Source organism: Marinobacter sp. 3-2, assembly GCF_003751355.1.
GTDB lineage: Bacteria > Pseudomonadota > Gammaproteobacteria > Pseudomonadales > Oleiphilaceae > Marinobacter > Marinobacter adhaerens.
Map to the genome: position 1 here is coordinate 97,490 of NZ_RJUQ01000020.1, position 23,637 is coordinate 121,126.

General features: G+C 60.2%; 19 protein-coding genes. 8 read left to right on the forward strand and 11 right to left on the reverse strand.

Going from position 1 to position 23,637, the window contains the following annotated elements; genetic code table 11:
• Window positions 1-31: 31 nt before the first annotated feature.
• The 4 genes from EDB94_RS20210 (at window position 32) to EDB94_RS20225 (ending at window position 4,255) form a co-directional block, all read left to right on the forward strand.
• On the forward strand, window positions 32-1,186 hold the full coding sequence (locus EDB94_RS20210; RefSeq protein WP_108019459.1) for an ABC transporter permease: 1,155 nt from the start codon (window positions 32-34) through the stop codon (window positions 1,184-1,186).
• 20 nt (window positions 1,187-1,206) lie between these two features.
• Window positions 1,207-2,154, forward strand: a complete 948-nt coding sequence (locus tag EDB94_RS20215; RefSeq protein ID WP_108019346.1) for an ABC transporter ATP-binding protein — start codon at window positions 1,207-1,209, stop codon at window positions 2,152-2,154.
• The gene (locus EDB94_RS20220; protein ID WP_108019345.1) at window positions 2,154-2,897 is read left to right on the forward strand and encodes an ABC transporter permease; all 744 of its coding nucleotides are present in this window, start codon (window positions 2,154-2,156) and stop codon (window positions 2,895-2,897) included. Before EDB94_RS20215 ends, EDB94_RS20220 begins: the two co-directional genes overlap by 1 nt.
• An 86-nt stretch (window positions 2,898-2,983) precedes the next feature.
• Window positions 2,984-4,255, forward strand: coding sequence for a CynX/NimT family MFS transporter (locus EDB94_RS20225; RefSeq protein ID WP_108019344.1), 1,272 nt, complete (start codon window positions 2,984-2,986; stop codon window positions 4,253-4,255).
• Window positions 4,256-4,273: 18 nt separating this feature from the next.
• Here the strand turns inward: EDB94_RS20225 and EDB94_RS20230 are convergent, their stop codons facing one another.
• The 10 genes from EDB94_RS20230 to EDB94_RS20275 all read right to left on the reverse strand — a co-directional run bounded on the left by EDB94_RS20230 (window position 4,274) and on the right by EDB94_RS20275 (window position 16,612).
• A complete protein-coding gene (locus EDB94_RS20230; RefSeq protein WP_008170623.1) occupies window positions 4,274-6,259 on the reverse strand; it encodes a hypothetical protein in 1,986 nt (661 codons plus the stop codon).
• Window positions 6,260-6,280: 21 nt separating this feature from the next.
• On the reverse strand, window positions 6,281-6,967 hold the full coding sequence (locus EDB94_RS20235) for a DUF2959 domain-containing protein (RefSeq protein ID WP_008170621.1): 687 nt from the start codon (window positions 6,965-6,967) through the stop codon (window positions 6,281-6,283).
• A 152-nt stretch (window positions 6,968-7,119) separates the two neighbouring features.
• Entirely contained in the window at window positions 7,120-8,808 is a 1,689-nt protein-coding gene (locus tag EDB94_RS20240; protein WP_081449819.1) for an AMP-binding protein, read from the reverse strand.
• A gap of 52 nt (window positions 8,809-8,860) precedes the next feature.
• The gene (locus EDB94_RS20245) at window positions 8,861-9,436 is read right to left on the reverse strand and encodes a peroxidase-related enzyme (RefSeq protein WP_014576479.1); all 576 of its coding nucleotides are present in this window, start codon (window positions 9,434-9,436) and stop codon (window positions 8,861-8,863) included.
• Window positions 9,437-9,450: 14 nt separating this feature from the next.
• Window positions 9,451-10,356, reverse strand: a complete 906-nt coding sequence (locus EDB94_RS20250) for a hydroxymethylglutaryl-CoA lyase (RefSeq protein WP_108019343.1) — start codon at window positions 10,354-10,356, stop codon at window positions 9,451-9,453.
• Complete coding sequence (locus tag EDB94_RS20255) at window positions 10,356-12,350, reverse strand: acetyl/propionyl/methylcrotonyl-CoA carboxylase subunit alpha (RefSeq protein ID WP_014579286.1); 1,995 nt, start codon at window positions 12,348-12,350, stop codon at window positions 10,356-10,358. Before EDB94_RS20255 ends, EDB94_RS20250 begins: the two co-directional genes overlap by 1 nt.
• 2 nt (window positions 12,351-12,352) lie before the next feature.
• Window positions 12,353-13,159: an enoyl-CoA hydratase-related protein gene (locus EDB94_RS20260; protein ID WP_008170610.1), complete on the reverse strand. Its 807-nt coding sequence runs from the start codon at window positions 13,157-13,159 to the stop codon at window positions 12,353-12,355.
• A gap of 14 nt (window positions 13,160-13,173) precedes the next feature.
• Window positions 13,174-14,781: a carboxyl transferase domain-containing protein gene (locus EDB94_RS20265; protein ID WP_108019342.1), complete on the reverse strand. Its 1,608-nt coding sequence runs from the start codon at window positions 14,779-14,781 to the stop codon at window positions 13,174-13,176.
• A gap of 188 nt (window positions 14,782-14,969) precedes the next feature.
• Complete coding sequence (locus EDB94_RS20270; protein ID WP_108019341.1) at window positions 14,970-16,139, reverse strand: isovaleryl-CoA dehydrogenase; 1,170 nt, start codon at window positions 16,137-16,139, stop codon at window positions 14,970-14,972.
• Between the two features lie 29 nt (window positions 16,140-16,168).
• Window positions 16,169-16,612, reverse strand: coding sequence for a MerR family DNA-binding transcriptional regulator (locus EDB94_RS20275; protein ID WP_014576484.1), 444 nt, complete (start codon window positions 16,610-16,612; stop codon window positions 16,169-16,171).
• A 104-nt stretch (window positions 16,613-16,716) separates the two neighbouring features.
• Between EDB94_RS20275 and EDB94_RS20280 the strand changes: the two genes are divergently transcribed.
• The 4 genes from EDB94_RS20280 (at window position 16,717) to EDB94_RS20295 (ending at window position 21,611) form a co-directional block, all read left to right on the forward strand.
• Window positions 16,717-17,478 carry a 3-hydroxyacyl-CoA dehydrogenase gene (locus EDB94_RS20280; RefSeq protein WP_108019340.1) on the forward strand — a complete coding sequence of 254 codons (762 nt, stop codon included), beginning with the start codon at window positions 16,717-16,719 and terminating at the stop codon, window positions 17,476-17,478.
• Between the two features lie 24 nt (window positions 17,479-17,502).
• Window positions 17,503-18,654: an acyl-CoA dehydrogenase family protein gene (locus tag EDB94_RS20285; RefSeq protein ID WP_014576486.1), complete on the forward strand. Its 1,152-nt coding sequence runs from the start codon at window positions 17,503-17,505 to the stop codon at window positions 18,652-18,654.
• 16 nt (window positions 18,655-18,670) lie between these two features.
• Window positions 18,671-19,852, forward strand: a complete 1,182-nt coding sequence (locus EDB94_RS20290; protein WP_108019339.1) for an acetyl-CoA C-acyltransferase — start codon at window positions 18,671-18,673, stop codon at window positions 19,850-19,852.
• A gap of 421 nt (window positions 19,853-20,273) precedes the next feature.
• On the forward strand, window positions 20,274-21,611 hold the full coding sequence (locus tag EDB94_RS20295) for a sodium-dependent transporter (protein WP_108019338.1): 1,338 nt from the start codon (window positions 20,274-20,276) through the stop codon (window positions 21,609-21,611).
• Here the strand turns inward: EDB94_RS20295 and EDB94_RS20300 are convergent.
• Complete coding sequence (locus tag EDB94_RS20300) at window positions 21,598-23,514, reverse strand: sigma 54-interacting transcriptional regulator (protein WP_108019337.1); 1,917 nt, start codon at window positions 23,512-23,514, stop codon at window positions 21,598-21,600. The genes EDB94_RS20295 and EDB94_RS20300 overlap by 14 nt on opposite strands.
• Window positions 23,515-23,637 lie beyond the last annotated feature (123 nt).

The following is a 23,637-nucleotide window of genomic DNA, read 5'->3' on the forward strand; positions in this document are numbered from 1 at the left end:
GTCGATTTACAGCCCTGTTGCCCCGAACACCATGTCGAACCGTGTCCTGCCTGTGCTGGGGTGTCTTGCCCTGGCGCTGGTCTGGCTTTTGGACCTGGGCGTCATTCAACCCAATCGCATCGTTCCGGGTACCGGTCACGGCCTCATTTCGGCCGTTGGCGGGCCCTGGGCTGGCCTGGTGTCACTGGTTCTGGCTGGCTGCGTTCTGCTGTCTTTTCTGCCGTTGCGCCGGCGGTACCTGCCGCTTCTGGGCCTGGTAGGCCTCTCCCTGGCGCTGCTGCCCCTATTGCTTGAGGTCTTCGCGGGCCGGCACCTGCCGGAAGACGCACCTTACGCGCGGTCGTCCATCGGAGCCGGTTTCTGGTGTTTGCTGTTTTTGCTGTCGCTGATGCTGATCGAAATTCTCGGGCGCCTCGGGAGCGGGCGAGGGCTGCAGCTGATGATACTGGCCGTCATCGTTGGCAGCTGGCTGTGGATCCTTCGTGGCGGTGGGCTGGAGAGTCTGTCGCTGGTTCGGGAATTCAACGCCCGCCCCAACAAGTTCGAGCAGGCCCTGTGGACTCATCTGGCACTGGCCTTTGGCGCGGTCGGCATCAGCGCCGGTCTGGCTTTTCTACTGGCCCTGAAGATGATTCGTAGTGTGGCCTGGCGCCGTCCCATCCTTGGCGCGGTCAGCTTTCTTCAGACTATTCCCAGCCTGGCGGTATTCGGGTTACTGATCGCACCGCTCAGTGCGCTGGCGGCTGCCTTTCCAGCCCTGCAGGCCATGGGGATTCGTGGCATTGGCTGGGCTCCGGCCTTGCTGGCTCTGGTGGCATACAGCCTGTTGCCCATGGTGCGCAACACCTTCGTCGCGCTTACCGAGGTGCCGGAAAGCCTCGCCGATGCCGGGCGGGGTATGGGAATGAACGAGCGACAGCTGTTTTTCAAACTCAAGTTGCCACTGGCGCTTCCCGTGATTGTGGAAGGCGTGCGCATTACCACCATCCAGGCCATTGGCCTGACCGCGGTTGCCGCGCTCATTGGCGCCGGTGGTTTTGGCAGCTTTATCTTTCAGGGCCTGGGGCAGGCGGCGATGGATCTGGTATTGCTTGGTGCGTTGCCCACCATTGCACTCGCGCTGTTGGCAGATGCTCTGCTCACCATGCTGGCGGCCAGTCTCAAGCCGACACCGGCGACGGCCTGACAGGAGAGGGATAAGCCCGGATGATTGAACTGAAAAACGTTACCCGCCGCTTTGGCGATGCCGTGGCGGTGGACCGGATAAACCTCACGGTCGAAACCGGCGAAGTGTGCGTGCTGGTCGGCAGCTCTGGCTGCGGCAAGTCGACCACCCTGCGGATGATCAACCAGTTGCTGCCCCACAGTGAGGGGCAGATCCTGGTGGATGGTAACGATGTTACCGCCATGAACCCTGAGCAGCTGCGGTTGAACATGGGCTATGTGATTCAGGGCACGGGGCTGTTTCCACACTGGACGGTGGCCCGCAATATCGCCATGGTACCCCAGCTTCTGAAATGGCCACGGGAGCGGATCGACGAGCGCGTGCATGAGCTGCTGACTCTGCTGGATCTGGACCCGGCCACCCACGCCAACAAATATCCCCAGCAATTGTCCGGCGGGCAGGCTCAGAGGGTAGGCGTGGCCCGGGCGTTGGCCGCCAACCCCAATATTCTGCTGATGGACGAACCCTTCGGTGCGCTGGATGCCATCACCCGGGAGAACCTGCAGCTGGAGATGCTGCGTATCCAGAGTCAGCTGCGGAAAACTACGGTCTTTGTGACCCACGATATCGACGAAGCCCTGCGGCTGGCGACCCGCATTGCCGTGATGGATCAGGGCCGGATTATCCAGCACGACACGCCGGAGAACATTCTCCGGCGACCCGCCTCCGTTTTCGTGGAGAACCTCGTGGGCAAGCAGGACCGAGGCCTGAAACTGATGAGCCTGCATACCGTGCGTGATCTGATGGAGGCTCACCCTCAGCCCAGAGAGCCAGAGCCCGGCGCCGACGGCCTCAAGGAAGACGACAGCCTGCGAGTGGCTCTTTCAATCATGCTCTGGCAGAACTGGAGCCAGGTGCCGGTGTTCAATGCCGATGGCCAGGAAACCGGAACCATCACCCGTGACCGCATTATCCGGGAAGGTGCCTGATGCGGGTCTGGTTGCCGCCTGTGTTGCTGACTGTGCTCCTCTGTGCCCTCAGCGCGGGCATGCCGGCTCTCGAACCGCTTTTCGAGTGGGTGCAGCCCGATAAACAGAATGTGATCTACGAGCGGGAGAGCTTTCTCTTTCTGCTCCAGAACCATCTGATGCTGGTGGTGATTTCCGCCTTGGTTGGAACCGTCGCTGCGGTTGCCGGGGGAATCTTCGCCACGCGCCCGGCTGGGCGCGACTTTCTGCCGCTGGTTAGCCAGATCGCCTCTATCGGCCAGACCTTCCCGCCGGTGGCGGTTCTCGCCCTGGCGGTGCCGGTTCTCGGGTTTGGTGAGGCGCCGATTCTGGTGGCGCTGATTCTGTATGGATTGCTGCCCATTCTGCGCAATACCCTGGTCGGCTTGGAGGGTGTCGATCCCACAGTGAGGCAGGCGGCACTCGGTATGGGCATGTCGCCTTTTCAGGTGCTGTTGCAGGTGGAGTTGCCGCTGGCGGGCAGGGTGATCCTGGCCGGTATCCGGACCTCGGTAACCATCAACATTGCAACGGCCGCCATTGGCTCAACCATCGGTGCCAGAACCCTGGGGGATCCGGTGATCGCCGGTCTAGTCAATGGCAACACAGCCTACGTGTTGCAGGGCGCGATTCTGATTGGCATGCTCGCGCTGACGGTGGACAGCCTGTTCGAGGCCGCTGAGCGGGTCTGGGACCGCCGGTTTCTGCCCCAGACCGCAGGCTGATCGCTGGAGCAGGCCATCCGCTGCTTTAAAAATCCTGCTTTGATGTCTAGTCTGACGAAGATGGACAGCGCAAGGAGCACAGCGGAATGAAGTTTCCTTCGAGCACGTCATTTGCACTCCTCGGCGCAGCACTGATCGCGATCAGCTATGGTCTGGCGCGCTTTGCGTTCGGTCTGTTCGTCCCCCCGATCCGGGATGACCTGGGGCTGGCGCCGGATGTGATCGGTGTGATCGGTGCGCTGCCGCTGATCAGTTTCGTATTCGCTACCCTGGTTGCTCCGCTCTCGGCAAATCGGCTTGGTGCCCGCAATACCGCCATGGCCTCCGGTATTTTTGGTGTTGTTGGCCTGTCGCTGATCAGCCAGGCCGTGGGGGCCGTCTCCCTCGGGGTGGGTGTTGTTCTCTGTGGTATCTGCACGGGCCTGATGATGCCGGCTCTCACAGCCGCCATGCAGGCGCTGGTGAGACGCTCGCTCCATGGCCGGGTAAGCTCGGTGATGAACGCGGGCACCAGTATCGGTGTCGTCGTTGCTGTGCCGACGATCCTGTTCCTCGCCGGGGCCTGGCGCTATGCCTACGCGTCCTTTGCCGTGCTGGCGGTAATCGGCGTGATTGCCACCTGGTTCTTCATTCCCTCCGTATCCCGCGTTGTGCCCGCCAACGCCGCGCCGGTGCAGCCGATCAGTGCGGATCAGTGGTGGCGACTGCTCAGGCTCTCGCTGTTCGCGTTCATGATGGGCTTCGTGTCTGCCGCCTACTGGATTTTCGCACCCGACCTTGTGGTTAATCTCGGGTCCATGCCATCCGATGCCACGGCCTGGCTGTGGTTGGGGGTGGGTATCGCCGGCCTTGGCGGCGCGGTGGTGGCCGACCTGGCTGACCGGAACAACCCGCCGGTTACCCAGGCCCTGATGCTGATGACACTGGCCGCGAGCCTGGCGTTGCTGGCGGCCAGCCCCGACAACCTGATGATTTCGGCGTTTTCAGCGCTGGTGTTTGGTCTGGCCTACATGAGTCTGACCGGGCTGTACCTGATGACCGGCATTCGCCTGCTGCCGGGGCGGCTGTCCATGGGCCCCGTGCTGCCTTTCATGGCGGTGTCACTGGGCCAGGCGGCCGGCTCGCCGATAGTCGGTATGCTTGTGGGTAATGTGGGTTACGCCGATGCCTTTGCCATGTTCTGCGCCATCGGCATTATCGTGGCCATGTTGTCGCCGCTCTATCCAAGGCATCTGGAATATGAACCGGATGACGAGACCGAAGAGGATACCGGTCTGCAGGCCGCTTACGACTATCAGCTGCAGAACGAGGAGGGCGAGCCCCTGTCGCCGGTCACCGGTAAGACCGAGAGCTATTAGGGTGGATAGCCGAGAGTGTTATTCCTCGGATGTATCTCTCGGCGCCGCCCAGCTTGTGTAGCCCAGGTCCATAACCCGGGCGACTTCCTCATCGGGTATCGCCGAGAGGTCGCCCAGTTCCAGCGGGTCATAGTGGAAGGCGTACAGTCGAGACGTGAATTCGGCCACGGGCAGGGAAGCTTCACCGCGAAACTCGCCATTGCCATGGGTTGAGCAGGTAATGCCCTGGCCCCAGTTCTGGCCGCTGTCGTTGTTGGGGTTGAAAAAGTACACCCGCATCTCGTTCTTCGGGCTCAGGGCAACCCGCAGGATATTGATGGCGTGCCGGCCAACAAAGCGGGCGGCGCTGTCTGTTACAGCAATCCCTGCAGGCTGGGCGTGAATGACCGGTATGTTGCCGTTGTAGAAGGGGTGATAGCTCGCGTAGAAATGCCGGATAAACCCCTCGTAGTCTTTCACCTCGCCGGTTTTTACGTCGGCGACCACGCGAAAGCCGTGGCTGACCCACCAGCCGTAGAACTCCGGGTTGATCCAGCGATGGGCGTCGTCGTCCCGGGTTTCACAGCGGCGCCACATCTCGCCGTAGAGGCGATCAAGATGGGGTATGAGCACGAGCGATACCGGGTCCACATCCACCGGCGTGCCCTTCACCAGACCGGGTTCCAGATCGCGGGAAGAAACCTCCTGCCCTTCAAAGCGGCTCAGTACTTCGTTGTCGCGTGCTGCCCAGGCCAGGACTTGCAACAGGTAATCCGCCTCGTTTGACGCCCACATGGAGAGGCCAATGGCAGACTGGCAGGTGGGGTTGTTGCCCTGACCAACGCCCAGCGGCTGGCCCAGCAGGTTGATAACCCCGGCCAGCAGGAATACCCGGGGTGGCCGGGCATCGCCGAACGCCTCTCTCAGGGCTTGATCGGTTTCCGCAGAGGGCTTCAGTTTGATTTGCCGCCACAGGGCCTGGGCCACAGAGGGTGTAAACAGCGATCCACGCTCCAGCATCATGGTCAGGCCATAGACGGCCTGGCAGGTTTCCGGATAGATGGCCTCATCAATCAGGGCATGGACCAGATCGGTGTAACAGTAGAGATCGTCCAGCCCGGTCATGGTCAGCCCCAGTGTGTTGGGGATGAGATCGTCCTGGCCGCTGGCGCGCAGGAACCGCAGCATCACGGCGTGGTAGGGAGAGGCAAGACCGGTGTCGAACATGCTGCGGGCAAAGTAGGTGGCTTCGGAAGAGAGCGCCACGTCGTCCATGTCTTTCAAACGCTGCTCGTAAACGGCAAGGCCGGGGTCCTCGGCGCTGGCAGGTGTGGGGGCAAAGAGGGCCTTCACCAGCCGCGTGGCATCGGCATTGCGTCCGGTTTTGATGTCGGGGTCGTAAAGGCATTTGGCGATCTGCCCGATCATCTCCCGAATACTGTCGACCTGCACCGGCCCCTGGTCCAGCAATCGCCAGACTTCCGCCACCAGGCTGTCCAATAGGCTTTCATAACCGAGGTGGGAGATCAGGTACCGATAGAGTTCCTGAACGATGGTGCCAAGTTGCTTGGGTCTTTCACGATCGGCTTCGGTGAGCTGGCCAGACAGCAGGTCCAGGTTTAATGCCATCACCTGGGTGAGAAAGTGGCGTGCCTGCTCAGCAGAAATTCCGGGATGGAAGTATTTGCCACGGGTGACGGCCAGCATACGCAGTTCGCTGATCGCCTCGACAATGGTGGTAACGGCACCCGCCTCCCTCAGCGAGTGTTTGGCGAGCGCCGGTTGCAGCAGGGCTGGTCGGGCCCAGTCGCTGGTGCCGAAAATGCCGGCGGATTCGAGCGACCTTACGCGCCGGTAGATGGCGTCGAAGCCGCCTGGCAGCGTCATCAGCATCCGTGTGCGCTCCAGGAGACTGAGACTGGAGGCTTTGGGGTCCGATTTGCGGGCGCGGGCAAATTCTGCCAGCGCCATGTCGAATTGCATCAATGCCGGCTTGAGCGCAGGATCTGCGTCTTGGCGCTCCATAGCGTTGGCTCCCTTGAGGTATTACCCGCCCTGGCGAAAGCGTTGAATAAAGGCTTCAGACTCCGCGATTGACTGTTCCATATTGCGAATCAGGGAATCTACATCCTGACGGATGCTCACAAGTTCGTTTTCCAGCGAACCGATCGCCTGGGCATTCAGATTATGCTTAAGGTACAGCACCTGATCCTCAAATGCCTGCAGCACCGGTTCCATTCTGTCCTCGGCGTCGTGCATCCGGCTGATCAGCTGGCCGTACTGAACGCGGGTCTCTTTCAGCTGCTGTTCGCTACTGCGGCGCAGTGATGCGCTCTCGTACAGGCTGAGTTCGTCTTCCCATTCATCGAACAGGTCCTCGGCGACTTCTTCTACCTTGTCGATCCGGTCTCTAACCTCTTCGGCACTCGCCAGGCTGTCTTCGTAGGCATCGCTGATTTCGGCATATTGTTCCTTTAGCTCGGTGTCAGGCGTGTCCACCACACTCTGGAAACGCTCAAGCGACGAACGGAAGGTTTCCTGGGCGTCGTTCTGGCTGTCCCGGGCATCTTCAACCCGATCCACCAGGATGTCCCGCTTTTCATACCCGAACTTTTCCATGGTTTTGTAGTACACCGTGGAGCACCCGCCAAGGAGCACCGCGCTGAGCAATAGCACCCAGACACGTTGAAGGCTGATTTTTGTTTTCGAGTAGTCGGTTGCGGGGCTGGGCATAGGGGCGTCTCCGGTTGCATGCTAATCACAGAAGTGAAGCATGGCGGTGGAGCGCTGACAAGCACGTATTCGGCCTTGATTCGCTGGAGCGGAAAACGACAAACCCCGGCAAGTGCCGGGGTTTGTCGGTTCAACCAAAGCAGGGACCGTGGTTATTTCTTCAGTCCCATCTCCTCGATTGAAATCTCCCGCATCTTGAATTTCTGGATCTTCCCGGTGACGGTCATCGGGAATTCGTCCACGAACTTGTAGTTCTTCGGAATCTTGAAGTGAGCGATCTTGCCCTTGCAGAAGGCCTGCAGGTCCTCGGCTGTGACTGGCGCCGCGTCTGGAGCCAGCTTCACCCAGGCAATCAGCTCTTCGCCGTACTTGTCATCGGGAATGCCGGTTACCTGCACTTCTTCGATGGCCGGGTGGGTGTAGAGGAACTCTTCGATTTCTTTCGGGTAGATGTTCTCGCCACCGCGGATGACCATATCCTTGATGCGGCCAACGATCTGGACGTAGCCTTCTTCGTCCATGGTGGCCAGATCGCCGGTATGCATCCATCCGGCGCTGTCGATGGCTTCGCGGGTTTTCTCTTCGTTGTTCCAGTACTTCAGCATCACGCTGTAGCCACGGGTGCACAGTTCGCCGATCTCGCCACGCGGAACCACGTTGCCGGTGCCCGGATCAACGATCTTGGTTTCCAGGTGCGGCTGGGTGCGGCCCACGGTGGTGACCTGCTTCTCGAACGGATCCAGGGAGCTGGTCTGCGTGGAAACCGGGCTGGTTTCGGTCATGCCGTAGGCAATCTGAACCTCTTTCATGTTCATCTTGCCGTTGACCTTCTTCATGACCTCTGCCGGGCAGATGGACCCCGCCATGATGCCGGTGCGCAGGCTGGAAAGGTCATAGGTCTCGAATTCCGGCTCGGCCAGTTCCGCAATGAACATGGTGGGCACGCCGTACAGGGCGGTGGCCTTTTCCTGGTGCACGGCCTGCAAGACGGACTTGGGCTCGAAGCCTTCGCCGGGATAAATCATGGTAGAACCGTGGGTGATACAGCCCAGGTTGCCCATGACCATGCCGAAACAGTGGTAAAGGGGCACCGGGATCACCAGGCGGTCTTTCTCGGTCAGGAGCTGGCTCTCGCCCACAAAGTACCCGTTATTCAGGATGTTGTGGTGGGTGAGGGTAGCGCCTTTCGGGTTGCCGGTGGTGCCGGAGGTGAACTGGATGTTAATGGGGTCATCAAACTGCAGTTCGCCCTGGCGTTTTACCAGATCGTCCTGGGACACGTCGCTTGAGAAGCCGAGGAATTCCTTCCAGGTCCACATGCCGTCGTGCTTGTCTTCGTGCACATTGATCACGGCCCGCAATTCCGGAACGTGGTCGGCCTTGAGCTTGCCGGGGGAGCTTCGCTTCAGCTCCGGGGCCAGCTCGTAGATCATCTCGCGGTAATTGGAGGCTTTGAAGCTGTCAGCCGTCACCAGGGTGGTGATACCAGCGAGGTTGAGGGCGTATTGCAGTTCGTGGACACCGTAAGCCGGGTTGATGTTCACCAGGATGGCGCCGACTTTGGCGGTGGCGAACTGGGTAACGGTCCACTCGTAGCGGTTGGGGGACCAGATGCCCACGCGGTCGCCGCGTTTGACGCCAATGGCCATGAAGGCGCGGGCGGCTTCGTCGACTTTTTCAACAAACTCTTTGTAGGTCCAGCGAATGTCCTGGTGCAGGCACACCAGGGCTTCGTTGTCCGGGTATTTCTCGGCGGTGCGGTCGAGCATTTCACCGATGGTCATGCCCAGCAGGGGCACTTCCGCGGTTCCGCTGGTATAACTTGGTAGAGTCTTGCTCATATCTCTGCCTCCATTGTTTTTGTATTCGAGGGCGAGCAGGGTGGTTTACCTGCTAGCGACTCTGACTGTGATATTCGGGGTTCGGTTGCATATCGCTGGCAATCGCCACCCGGTTGGACATGTTGTAAAAACCGATCAGGTTGCTGAGATCCCAAATGCCGCGGTCACTCAGACCGGCATCCCGCAGGGCCTGGATGTCGTCTTCGGTGACGGTGGCCGGGGAGCGGGTAAGGTGGGATGCAAAATCCAGCATCGCCCGCTGGCGCTTGTCGAGTTTGGCGCTGCGGTAGTTCATCACCATGTGCTCTCCCAGCTGGGGATCGCCGCTCAGCACCCGCACGGCAGCGCCGTGGGCGACCAGGCAGTAGAAGCATTTGTTCTCGGAGGAAACCACCACGGCCACCATTTCCCGCTCCAGCTTGGAGAGTTCACCTTCGCCGAGCATGAGCTCGTTGTACAGGCGGGTGAAGCCGTCCAGCTGTTTGAGGTTCTGGCTGTAGGCGGTGAGTACGTTCGGGATCATGCCCAGCTTTTCCTGGCAGATCTGGAAGTACTTCTGAGTGTCCTCCGGCATGTCGCTGATCTCGGGAATCGGCAGATCCAGCGCGACCACATTCTTGTTGCTCATAACTACTCCTGGTTTTAACAGTTACCGCCCATTGCCTGGCCGACTTTTGAACCGTTGTGACGGTTCAGCTGGCTGCAGATCCAGTCGCCTGTGACGACCAGTTTTTCAAGATCGACGCCGGTCTTGATGCCAAGGCCGTTAAGCAGGTATAGCACGTCCTCGGTTGCGACGTTGCCCGAAGCACCCTTGGCGTAGGGACAGCCGCCGAGTCCGGCGACGGAGGCATCGATAACGCTGACGCCTTCTTCCAGCACCGCATACAGATTGGCCAGTGCCTGGCCGTAGGTATCGTGGAAGTGCGCAGCCAGTTTATCCATGGGCACGTGCGCAGCGACGGCTTCGAGCATGCGTTTGGCTTTGATCGGAGTGCCCACACCAATGGTGTCGCCCAGGGAAATCTCGTGGCAGCCCATGTCGTACAGGGCCTTGGCCACGGTGGCCACCTGCTCCGGGGCAATGTCACCTTCATAGGGGCAACCCATCACGGTTGAGACATAGCCGCGCACGGGGATGCCGTGTTTGCGTGCTTGCTCGACGACCGGCGCAAAGCGCTCGAGGCTCTCGGCGATGGTGCAGTTGATGTTCTTTTTGGTGAAGGATTCGGACGCGGCGCCAAAGACGGCCACTTCGTCGGCCTTCGCCGCGAGTGCCCCCTCAAACCCTTTCAGGTTCGGGGTGAGCGCGGAGTAGCGGACGCCAGCCTTGCGGGTGATGCCGGCCATCACCTCGGCGGCGTCGCCCATTTGTGGCACCCATTTCGGGGACACGAAACTGGCGGCTTCGATGTGGCTCAGGCCGCTGTCTGCCAGGCGGTCGATAAGCCCGGTTTTGATGGCGGTGGCGATCACCGGGCCGGGCTCGTTCTGGAGTCCGTCCCGGGGGCTCATCTCAACCAGGCGAACCTGTTTGGGAAAGGCCATCAGCCTGCCTCCTCTTCATTCACTTCAATGGCAATCAGTTCGGCACCTTCAGAAACCTGGTCGCCCTCGGCGAAGAAGATTTCAGTGACCACGCCGTCGGCAGGGGCCTTGATGGCGTGTTCCATCTTCATGGCTTCCATGATCACCAGGCTCTGGCCCGCGGTGACCTTGTCGCCAACCTTGGCCTGCACAGCGACGATGGCGCCGTTCATGGGCGCGGCCAGGCTGCCTTCGCCGGCCATTTCCTCGAAGCCGTAGCTTTCCTTGTACACGGTGCAGTTGAAGGTGTCGCCTTCGTAGAACAGCACCAGCTGGTCGTTGTGCAGGTTGCCGTGGATGCTGATGCGATGGCCGTTGATGACCGCCTGCAGGTAGTCGTCATCCAGACGGGCCGTAAGGTTGTAGACGCTGTCACCAACGAATACCTGATAGCGGTCGTCGCGCTCCAGCACCTTCAGGTCGTGAATCTCTTCGCCCACCTGCAGCTGCAGCGGCTGGGCAAACTCTGAGTTCATGCGCCAGCTGTTCTGGCGACCGAACGGCGACCAGGGGTCGGTGCTGACCACTTCCCGGGATTTGCGCTGTTCCAGAACAAAACCGGCGGCCAGTACCAGGGCTTTATGGGTATCCAGCTTGGATTTCGGGAACAGCAGTTCCCGGTGATCGTCGATAAAGCCGGTGGTCAGTTCCGCTTCCCGGAACGGTTGGGCGTCCGCCAGGGCGTGCAGGAACCGGATGTTGGTCTTCACGCCCGCGATGCGGTAGTGCTCCAGGGCCTGAACCATGCGGTTGATGGCCTGGTCGCGGGTTTCGTCCCACACGATCAGTTTGGCGATCATGGGGTCGTAGTGGATGCTGATGTCGTCGCCTTCGGTCACGCCGGTGTCGACGCGCACATGGGCGCTTTCATCCGGGGTGCTCAGGTAGCGCAGGTTACCGGTGGCCGGCAGGAAGTCCTGGTCCGGGTCTTCGGCGTAGATCCGCGCTTCCAGAGCGTGGCCCCGGGTTTTCACCTGAGACTGTTCCAGCGGCAGGGCATCACCCCAGGCCACTTTCAGCTGCCATTCCACCAGATCCTGGCCGGTGACCATTTCGGTCACCGGATGCTCGACCTGAAGGCGGGTGTTCATCTCCATGAAGAAGAAGGAGCCGTCGACGTCGTACAGGAATTCAACGGTGCCGGCACCCACGTAGTTAATGGCCTGGGCGGCGCGCACGGCCGCCTCACCCATGGCCTTGCGGGTTTCTTCGCTCAGGCCCGGGGCCGGGGCTTCTTCCAGGACTTTCTGATGGCGGCGCTGCACGGAGCAATCACGCTCGGCCAGGTAAACGCCCTTGCCTTCCTGGTCGCAGAAGACCTGGATCTCCACGTGCCGGGGCTGGGTCAGGTAACGTTCGATCAGCATGTCCGGGTTGCCGAACGCGTTCTGGGCTTCGCGCTTGGCAGCAGCCAGGGCATCGTCAAACTCGCCCATGTTGTTCACGACGCGCATGCCTTTGCCACCGCCGCCGGCAACAGCCTTGAGCAGCAAGGGGAAGCCGCATTTCTCGGCTTCGGCCCGCAAGGTTTCAACCGACTGGTCGTCGCCGTGGTAACCGGGCACCAGCGGAACGCCGGCCTTTTCCATGATGGCCTTGGCCGCGGACTTGGAGCCCATGGCAGCGATGGCCGAGGAGGGCGGGCCGATGAAGACAATGTTGTTGGCTTCACAGGATTCGGCAAACCCGGTGTTTTCCGAGAGGAAACCGTAACCCGGGTGGATGGCCTGGGCACCGCTCTTTTTGGCAATCTCGATGATCTTTTCGGCCCGCAGGTAGCTCTCGGAGCTAGGTGCAGGGCCGATGTGGAAGGCTTCGTCAGCCATGGCCACGTGCCGTGCATTGGCGTCAGCCTCGGAATAGACGGCGACAACGCGAATGCCCATGCGGTGGGCGGTTTGTATGATCCGGCAGGCGATTTCGCCCCGGTTGGCGATCAGTATCTTGCTGAACATTGTTATTCTTCCTCCGGAACCCAGTTGGCCTTGCGCTTGTTCAGGAAGGCGCTGAGCCCTTCCTGCCCTTCTTCACCCACCCGGATATCCGCGATGCGGTGTGCGGTGTCGTCAATCACGTCGTCGTTGATGGGCTTGTGGCTGACGGCGAATACCAGGTCCTTGGCGGCTTTCATGGCCTCGGGCCCGTTCATGGCCAGTTGCTGGAGCATCTCGTTGCAGCGGGCTTCCATGGCATCGACATCGTCACAGACGATGTGCACTAGGCCGTATTCCTGAGCCTGCTTGGCGGTGAATACTTCGGCCGAGATGAAGTACCGCCTGGCCTGGCGTTCGCCGATAGCGCGCACCACGTAGGGGCTGATCACGGCCGGAATCAGGCCGAGCTTCACTTCGCTGAGGCAGAAGCTGGATTTCTCGGTGGCGATTACGATGTCGCAGCAGGCGGCAAGGCCCACCGCGCCGCCGAAAGCGGCGCCCTGTACCAGGCCGATCACGGGCTTGGACAGGTGGTTGAGTACGTTCATCAGCCGCGCCAGTTCCCGGGAATCATCCAGGTTTTCCTGGCGGCTGTTCTCTGCCATGCGGCGCATCCAGCCAAGGTCGGCCCCGGCGGAGAAGTGCTTGCCTTCGGAGCGCAGGATGACGACCTTCACGCTGTTGTCAGCATTCACCTCGGTGAGGGTGCTGATCAGCTGCTGGATGATCACGTCGTCAAAGGCGTTGCGTTTGTCAGGGCGGTTGAGAACCACCTCGGCAATGCCTTCGTCGCGACGTTTGAGCAGAACTGCGGATTCGTTGTCTGTCATGTCAGTCTCCCCGATTACATCCGGAACACGCCAAAGCGTGTCGGCTTGGCGGGTCGGTTAAGGGTGGCAGACAGGCTGAGGGCAACCACTTCCCGGGTCTGGGCCGGGTCGATGACGCCGTCGTCCCAGAGGCGGGCGCTGGCGTAGTACGGGTGGCCCTGGTGTTCGTAGGTGTCGATGATCGGCTTCTTGAATTCAGCTTCTTCCTCGGCGCTCCATTCCTGGCCCTTGCGCTCCATGCCTTCACGGCGAACGGTGGCCATAACGCCGGCGGCTTGTTCGCCGCCCATCACCGAGATGCGGGCGTTCGGCCACATCCAGAGGAAATCCGGGCTGTAGGCACGACCGCACATGCCGTAGTTGCCCGCACCAAATGAACCACCGATCAGCACGGTGATCTTGGGCACGTTGGCACAGGCTACGGCCATAACCATCTTGGCGCCGTGCTTGGCGATGCCTTCGGATTCGTATTTCTGGCCAACCATGAATCCGGTGATATTTTGCAGGAACAGCAACGGGATGTTGCGCTGGCAGCATAATTCAACGAAGTGGGCGCCTTTCTGGGCGGCTTCGCTGAACAGGATGCCGTTGTTGGCGATGATGCCGACCGGGTAGCCGTGGATATGGGCAAAGCCGGTGACCAGGGTCTGGCCGTAATAGCGTTTGAATTCGTCAAACTCGGAACCGTCTACGGTGCGGGCGATGACGTCGCGCACGTCGAACTGCTTGCGCAGGTCGGTGCCGACGATGCCGTAGATTTCTTCAGCGTCGTACAGCGGTGCCTTGGGCTTGCGGATTTCCACATCCGTTGGCTTGCGACGGTTCAGGTTGGAGACGCTGCGCCGGGCGATTTCCAGGGCGTGTGCGTCGTTCTCGGCGTAGTGGTCGGCAACACCGGAGATTTTACAGTGGACGTCGGCGCCACCTAGGTCTTCGGCGCTGACCACTTCACCGGTGGCAGCTTTTACCAGCGGCGGGCCAGCCAGGAAGATGGTGCCCTGGTTGCGGACGATGATGGATTCGTCGGCCATGGCGGGCACGTAGGCGCCACCGGCGGTGCACAGGCCCATGACGACGGCGATCTGTGGGATGTCATCGGCCGACATGCGGGCCTGGTTGTAGAAGATGCGGCCGAAGTGGTCGCGATCCGGGAAGACTTCGTCCTGGCGGGGCAGGTTGGCGCCGCCGGAGTCGACCAGGTAGATGCACGGCAGGCGATTTTGCAGGGCGATTTCCTGGGCCCGCAGGTGCTTTTTCACGGTCAGCGGGTAGTAGCTGCCGCCTTTTACGGTGGCGTCGTTGGCAATGATCATGCATTCGGTGCCGGAAACGCGGCCCACGCCGGCGATCACGCCTGCTGCGGGAACTTCTTCATCGTAAACGTTGTAGGCGGCGAACTGGCCAATTTCCAGGAACGGGGAGCCGTCGTCCAGGAGGCGGTTGATGCGCTCTCTGGGGAGGAGCTTGCCACGGGCGATGTGGCGCTCCTGGTAGGAGGGGCCGCCGCCTTGCTGGATGGTGGAAACTTTGTCGCGCAGGTCGGCTACGGCCTGGGCCATGGATTCCTGATTGGCCTGGAACTCTTCGGACCGCGGATTGATTTTGCTTTGGAGTATGGTCATTTTCCCTGCCTTCTTATTCGGGGGCATCCGGGCGTGACGGCTGTTCCTCCCGGGAAACGCTACGAGCACGTCCATGTGCGCTTGACTGCGGCCATCCATGGCCGCAGACATTCCCGGGAGGAACACCCGCCACGCCCTCGGCGTACCGAGGGAGTTATCTTCCGTAAATCGATGTGATCAGCGGCTGTTTACTTGTTCAGGTACAGCTCACGGCCGATCAGCATCCGACGAATCTCGGACGTACCAGCACCGATCTCATACAGCTTGGCGTCCCGCAGCAGGCGGCCTGTCGGGTATTCGTTGATGTAACCGTTACCGCCGAGCAGCTGGATGGCATCCAGGGCGATTTTGGTGGCCATTTCGGCGGAGTAGAGGATCGCGCCGGCGGCGTCTTTACGGGTGGTTTCCGCGCCGCGGTCTGCAGACATGGCAACCATGTAGACGTAGGACTTGGCGGTGTTCATCCAGGTGTACATGTCGGCGACTTTGCCCTGGACCAGTTCGAATTCACCGATGGCCTGGCCGAACTGCTTGCGCTCGCGGATGTAGGGTACGACCACGTCCATAGCGGCTTGCATGATGCCCAGCGGGCCGCCAGAGAGAACCAGGCGTTCGTAGTCGAGGCCGCTCATGAGGACTTTTGCGCCGTTGCCAACACCACCCAGGACGTTCTCCTTGGGTACTTTGCAGTCCTGGAATACCAGCTCACAGGTGTTGGAGCCGCGCATGCCGAGTTTGTCGAGTTTCTGGTGGCGGCTGAAACCCGGAGCGTCGCGCTCTACGATGAAGGCGGTTACGCCCTTGGAGCCGGCGGAGGTGTCGGTTTTGGCGTAGATGACGTAGGTGTTCGCATCCGGGCCGTTGGTGATCCACATTTTGTTGCCGTTGAGGAGGTAGTGGTCACCTTCATCTTTGGCGGTCAGTTTCATGGAGATGACGTCGGAGCCGGCGTTGGGCTCGGACATGGCCAGGGCGCCAATGTGCTCGCCGCTGACGAGCTTCGGCAGGTATTTCTGTTTCTGTTCTTCGGTGCCGTTGCGGTGAATCTGGTTCACACACAGGTTGGAGTGGGCACCGTAGGAGAGGCCAACGGAGGCGGAAGCACGGCTGATTTCTTCCATGGCGATGACGTGCGCCAGGTAGCCCATGTCGGAGCCGCCGTATTCTTCGCTCACGGTGATACCCAGCAGGCCCATGTCGCCCATTTTCCGCCACAGGTCCATGGGGAACTCGTTGTTGCGGTCAATTTCCTCGGCGCGCGGTGCGATTTCGGAAGCAGCAAAGCCGTTGATCTGCTCGCGGAGCATATCGAGGGTTTCGCCGAGGCCGAAGTTGAGCTCTGAGTATTGTGATTTCATCGTTGGCTACCTTTGATTTCTGTCATTCATTAGTTTTCAGCCGTCTGCCTGGCTTCTTCTTTCGCCGGCGCCTGCTGTTTCTTTTTCTTCTGCAGCTCGGCCAGGGCCTCTCGGCACCGGGCTTCGGCTGTATCCATTTCCATTTCTGCCTGGGCAATGTCGTTTTTCTGCTGTTCCAGCTGAGCCCGCTTGTTTTCCAGGATGGTCAGCATCTTCAGCAGCTGTTTTTCATTGCCGCTGAGGGTTTCGTCCCACAAGTCGAACAGCTCTTTGGTTTCCGCGAGGGAAAATCCCATTCGCTTGCCGCGGAGAATAAGCTTCAGACGCACTCGATCCTTTGAACTGAAGATCCGTGTCTGCCCGCGCCGCGTGGGCCTGAGCAGCTCCTGATCCTCGTAGAAACGAATGCTCCGGGTTGTCACGTCGAACTCTTTGGCGAGCTCGCTGATGCTGTATGTCTGTTTAATGTCCATTGGGATTTCCTTTTTAGACTTAGGTTAGATAAAGTTTACGTAAACGTAAAGTAGTTTTAGGGTCCGATTTTTAACAAACAGAATCCTGAAAAGGGGAGTGAACGATGGAATTCAAAAATGTGGCAGCCATTGTAACAGGCGGTGCTTCCGGGCTGGGCGAGGGTGCGGCCCGTGCGCTGGCGGCATCCGGATGCAAGGTGGCGATCCTGGATCTGCAGAAAGAGCAGGGCCGCAATGTGGCTGAGGACATCGGCGGGATTTTCCTTGAGTGCGATGTAAGCTCCCCCGACAGCGCCGAAGCCGCCATCAACGCCGCCCGCGAGGCCCATGGCCCCTGCGGTATTGCCGTGAACTGCGCCGGTATTGCCACGGCCTCGAAGATTCTGGGCCGTGAGGGTGTGATGCCGCTGGAGAACTTCAGCAAGGTTATTCAGGTCAACCTGATTGGTACTTTTAACATCCTGCGCCTCGCCGCAGCGGATATGGCCCAGCGTGAACCCAACGCCGATGGTGAGCGCGGTGTGATTATCAACACCGCGTCGGTGGCCGCCTACGAGGGCCAGATTGGCCAGGCGGCCTACAGTGCCTCCAAGGGCGGTGTGGTATCGCTGACCCTGCAGTCGGCCCGTGAGCTGGCTCGCGAAGGCATCCGTGTAAATACGATTGCACCGGGCCTGTTCATGACGCCCATGATGGCGGGTATGCCCGAGGAAGTTCAGGAAAGCCTCGCTGCCACGCTGCCGTTCCCGAAGCGCCTCGGTAAGCCGGAAGAATTCGGCATGATGGTTGACCAGATGGTGCGCAACCCGATTCTCAACGGCGAAGTGATTCGTCTGGACTGCGCGCTTCGCATGGCGCCCAAGTAAAGCATTCAGTTGCAGGAGACATACATGACCGTGTCTGTTGATAAAGAAGAACTGGCGATGTTCCGGGATTCCGTGATCAAGGTCCTGGAAAAAGAAGTGACGCCGCACTACGAAGCCTGGGAGAAGTCCGGGCTGGTTCCCCGCGAGCTCTGGAACACCCTGGGCAATGCCGGGATGCTCTGCGTGGATGTACCCGAAGAGTGGGGTGGCATCGGTGCGCCTTTCCAGTTCTCCGTGGTGGTGGGTGAAGAGCTGGCCCGCATGGGATTCGGCGCTCTGTCCACCAACGTGATGGTGCACTCGGACATTGTGGCTCCTTACCTGAGCCACATGGGTAATGAAGAGCAACGGCAGCAGTGGCTGCCCAAGCTGGTCTCCGGCGAAGCCGTTGGTGCCATTGCCATGACCGAGCCCGGCGCAGGCAGTGACCTGCAGGCGATTCGCACCAGCGCGGTGAAAGATGGCGATGAGTACATACTTAACGGCTCCAAGACCTTCATCACCAACGGTCAGCACGCCGATATGGTCATCGTTGCCGCGAAAACCGATCCGAAGGCCGGCGCCCGGGGCATCAGTCTGTTCCTGGTGGACACGTCGCTGCCTGGCTTCAGCAAAGGCCGCAATCTGGACAAGATCGGCCAGCATTCCGGGGATACTTCCGAGCTGTTTTTCTCTGATATGCGCATCCCGGCTTCCGCACTCCTCGGTGAAGAGGGGCAGGGTTTTGTGTACCTGATGAAGGAGCTTCCCCGGGAGCGGCTGGTGATTGGCGCCCTTGGCGTGGCCGCCGCCCGTGGCTCCCTGGATCTGACCATTGCCTACGCCCAGGAGAGGGAACTGTTCGGCCAGAAACTGGCCCAACTGCAGAACACTCGTTTTGAAATCGCGCGCATGGAAACTGACTACCGGGTGAACAAGGCGTTCGTGGACCAGTGCATCGACCAGTACGACCTGGGCGAACTGGACGCGCCAACCGCCTCCATGGCCAAGTACAGCGCCACCGAGATGCAGTGCCGCGTGGCCGATGGCTGCCTGCAGCTGTTCGGCGGTTACGGTTACACCACCGAGTACCCGATTTCCCGGGCCTTTATCGACGCGCGGGTGCAGCGAATTTATGGCGGCACCTCGGAAGTCATGAAAGAAATCATTGCCCGCTCTGTGCTGGGCAAAGCCTGATTAAGTGAGGAAAACCATGAGCAACAACGACGTAGTGATTGCAGGATCGGCGCGTACCCCCATGGGTGGCATGATGGGCTCCCTCAGCTCCGTGCGCTCCCCGGATCTGGGCGCCATCTCCATCAAGGCGGCCATTGAACGCTCCGGCCTCCAGCCTGCGGATGTGCAGGAAGTGATCATGGGTTGCGTACTGCCCGCAGGCCTCGGCCAGGCCCCGGCCCGCCAGGCTTCCCGTGCTTCCGGTATTCCCGACAGCTCCGGCTGCACCACCATCAACAAGATGTGTGGCTCCGGCATGCAGGCCGTGATCATGGCTCACGACCAGATCAAGGCAGGAACCAACAACATCATGATCGCTGGCGGCATGGAAAACATGAGCCAGGCGCCGTACCTGCTGCCTAAAGCCCGTGGTGGTATGCGCATGGGCCACGGCCAGGTGATGGACAGCATGTTCCTGGATGGCCTGGAAGACGCCTACGAAGGCGGCCTGATGGGCGTTTTCGCCCAGCGCACCGCTGATAAATGCGACATCAGCCGACAGGCCATGGACGAATTTGCCATCGGCTCCCTGCAGAAATCCCTGGCAGCCATCGAAAACGGCTGGTTCCGTGATGAGATCGTTCCGGTCAGCGTTTCCGGCCGTGGCGGCGATACCGAAGTTGACACCGACGAGCAGCCGGGCAACGCCAAACCGGAGAAAATCCCGCACCTCAAGCCGGCCTTCGCCAAAGACGGTTCTGTGACTGCGGCCAACTCCAGTTCCATCAGTGACGGCGCTTCCGCCCTTGTGCTGGCCTCCGCCGCCGAAGCCGACGCCCGTGGCCTGACACCCCAGGCTCGCATCGTGGCCCACGCCACCCACGCACGTCTGCCGGCCGAGTTCACCCTTGCGCCCATCGGTTCCATCGAGAAGGTGCTGAAGAAAGCCGGCTGGAGCGTGGACGACGTGGATCTCTTCGAGATCAACGAAGCCTTTGCCGTCGTGACCCTGGCAGCCATCAACGAGCTGAAGCTGCCGGCTGACAAGGTCAACGTCCACGGTGGCGCCTGTGCCCTGGGGCACCCGATCGGATCGTCCGGTTCGCGGATTATCGTTACCTTGATCAATGCCCTGAAGCAGCGTGGTCTGAAGCGCGGTGTGGCTTCGCTTTGTATTGGTGGTGGCGAGGGCACTGCGGTTGCTATTGAATTGTTCTGATCGCTTCTCTACGTAGCCTGCCTGTTTGGGGGCGGGCTGCGGGGTGGCCGGTGAATTTTTCTTGGAAAAAGAACTCGCTTCGCTCAGACACCTTTTTCCGGCGAAAAATTCACCGGCCACCCCGCGCCGAGATACCCACGAGGTATCGCGAAATACAAATTCCCTTTTTCTCTACTTCAGAGACCCCAATCCCTTAGTTCGAAGGACGGTGGTGGGGGTACCTTTTCTGGCGGGAAAAAATGTCTGAGCGAAGCGAGTTGTTTTTCCCAGAAGAAAAGGTACCCCCATCGCCGGCCACTCCCCCAAGGCCGAAGTCCTAAAACTCCCAGAGACCCCAAGTTGACATCAGTCATGCGGCCAAACCCATGATTTGCTAGCCTTCAATGCATTGAAATTCCCCGGCATTGGAGAAAGAACCCCCGTGCGAAAGCGCCACAAGTTTATTGAGGAATCCCGCAAACAGTGGAGTTCCGAGCCTGCGTTTGTTGCTTCGATGGCCGCAGCGGCTGTGGGGCTCGGGAACCTGTGGCGGTTTCCGTACATGGTGGGTGAGAACGGTGGTGGCGCTTTTGTGGTGGCTTATCTGCTGGCGCTGATTGTGGTGGTTTTGCCCATCATGATTCTGGAAGTGTCGGCGGGGCGTCTTTCCAAGGGTAGTACGGTTCAGACCTACCGGCAGGTGAACCGCTTCGGCGTGGTGTATGGCTGGTTTGTGGTGCTGATCACCGTTGCCATTACCAGCTATTACCTCGTGATCACCGGTTGGACCCTGGGTTATGCAGTGGATGCGGCAACAAACAACCTCCAGGTTTTTGATGACTTTACCGCGGGGTACAACTCGCTTTGGTATTTCTTCGCGGTCACTGTCGTTGGGGCGATCATCCTGGCCAGGGATGTAACAGCGATCGAGCTGTTGTCGAAGATCCTGATGCCGGTGTTGATCGTTGTGATGATCGGACTGGTGATTCTGGCCAGCCGCACCTCCGGCTGGGAGCAGACGAAGGATTTCTTTTTTCAGGTGGACTGGAGTCGTCTGACGGACGGCAAGCTCTGGGCGTTTGCCTTCGGCCAGGCGTTTTATTCTCTGGCTATTGGCCAGGGTTACCTGGTGACCTATGGCAGCTTTATTCCCAGACAAACTCACGTACCCCGGGCCTGTCTGATTGTTGCAGGTACCGAGACCAGCGTGGCTCTTTTGGCAGGCTGGATGATCTTTCCGTTCGTGTTCAGTCTGGGCATGGAGCCGACGGAGGGCAGCCAGTTGGCCTTTGTGACCATGCCGCGGGTGTTTGAGGGTATGGTCGGCGGCTACTGGGTCGGTACGATGTTTTTCAGCCTGTTTTTCATGGCGGCGTTCAGTTCCAGCCTTGCCGGGCTGAAGGTGATGATAGCTGCGGTGGCGGAAGAGTTTCGGCTCAGCAATGGCAAGGCTGTGAGTCTTGTCACTGTGGTCATGCTGGTGTTGGGCACGGCATCCGCGTTGAGCTTTACGCCCCTGCAATGGACCATTGCGGGGGAACCGGTACTGGATGTGATCGACCGGGTGGCCGGGGGTAATGTGATTATCTTCTCCGGGGTGTTGGGCGCCGCTTTGTTCTGCTGGTTTATTCCGCCCGAGAAAATCCGGACAGTGCTGGGTACCCAGAGCCGTTGGTGGGAGTGGCGGATCTACCTGATTGGCCGCTATCTGCCGCTGGTGATGCTGTTCTGGATTGTGGTGACCTACGCCCTGAACCAGGTGGGTATTACTCCGGCCTGACCTGGAATTCTCTCGGTTCGATCTTCAGCTTTTTCAGGCGAGAGGTCAGGGTGGTCGGTTTGATGCCAAGCATGGCGGCCGCGCCGTCGTCACCAAAGACCCGACCACTGCTCATGGTAAGGGCCCGGGTGAGGTTCTGTTTCTCCAGCTCCCGCAAATCCTGTTCCGTCATCAAGTCACCGCTGTAATGTCTCGCCGGGGCCACTTCTGCCGGGGTGGTTCGGGCTGCGGATTCCGGACCTGGCAGGTCCAGATCCAGCCGACCGTCTGAGGTGATTACCTGGCGCTCGATCACGTTCTCCAACTCCCGCACGTTGCCGGGCCAGTGGTAGGCTTTCAGGGTTTCAACGTCACGCTCTTTCAGGGCCAGCTGCGACCGGTTGAACTTCTGGCAGGCCCGGTTCAGAAACTCCTGGGCGAGGATGGGAATATCCTCCAGGCGCCGGCGCAATGGCACCGACTCGATGGGGAACACGTTCAGGCGGAAATAGAGATCTTCCCGGAAGGTCTTCTCCTGAACTTCCGATTTCAGGTCCCGGTTGGTTGCGGCAATGACGCGAACATCCACCGCCCGGGTGTTGTTCTCGCCGACACGCTCGAATTGCTGGTCCTGCAGCACCCGGAGCAGTTTGCCCTGGAGTTCCAGCGGGATTTCGCCCACTTCGTCCAGGAACAGGGTGCCGCCGTCGGCTAGTTCGAACCGGCCCACGCGATCGCTGACGGCACCGGTGAAGGCGCCCTTGATGTGGCCGAAGAACTCGCTCTCGAACAGATCCTTGGGGATGGCCGCACAGTTCACCCGAATCAGGGGGCGGTCTCTCCGGCTGCTGGACTGATGGATGGCACGGGCGATCAGCTCCTTGCCTGTGCCGGATTCACCGGTGATCAGCACGTTGGCATCCGTGGGCGCCACCATGCCGATACGTCGCACGATGGCTTTGATTGCCTCGCTCTGGCCAAAGATTTCGTGGAAATGATACTCGGCGCTGAGCTCCTCCTGTAGATAGGCATTCTCCATTTCCAGCCGGTGTTTGAGGGTCTCCACTTCCTCCAGCGCTTTCTGCAGTTCCTTCTGGGCCTCCTGGCGTGCCGATATGTCCCGGAATACCACCACTGCGCCTACCGGATGCCCGTTATCCAGAATCGGCGTGCTGGTGTATTCCACCGGGAAGCCGCTGCCATCCTTGCGCCAGAACCAGTCTTCGCCCACGCGCTTCACGCTGGCATCGCGGAAGGCGGCGTATATCGGGCAGTCCTTGAGTGGGTAAAGGCTGCCATCGGCATGGGAGTGGTGCACCACGCGATGCAGAACCCGACCCATAAGCTCGTCAATTCGCCATCCGAGCATGCGCTCGGCGGCGGGGTTTGCGAAAGTGCCGCGCCCCTCGGCATCCACCCCGTAGATGCCTTCCCCGACAGCATGAAGAATCAGCTGGTTTTCCCGCTCCATGTCCTTGAACAGCTCTTCCACCCGCCGCCATTCAAGCAGGCCGCCCCGATGGTAGTGGTTGGCATCGTGGCGTTCCCGAAGGGTTCGCAGCTGCCGTCTGTCCCTCAGCAACAGCAGCACATTCTGGGTTTCCGCCTCGCCAACTCTGGATGAGGAGATCTCCAGTTCCACGGTATGGCCGTCCCGGTGCTGGAGAAAGAAGTCGCGGCTCCAGCCGTGGCTGCGAAACAGGGTTTCCTCGGTGAAGGCAATCAGTTGGGGGCGCTGGTCGGTGAACAGGTGGGTGCATGGCGTTCCGACGAGGGATTGCCGGTCGGAGCCGATCATTCGGCCCATGGCGCTGTTGGCGGACAGAATCAGGTCCCTGCCTGCATCTACCAGCAGGGCAGCCTCTGGCAGGTGGTCGATCCAGTTTCCGGTAAGTTCCGGGGCATTGATGGCTTCGGTATTCATGGCGATGTCCTGGGGGCAGTCCGGGAAAACACAACAAACCCTGTGCCAACTACGAAAAATCGCAGTTAGGACTACGAGAAATCGTGAATTACGAAAGTTCGTAGTCGTTCCATTTGCAGGTAA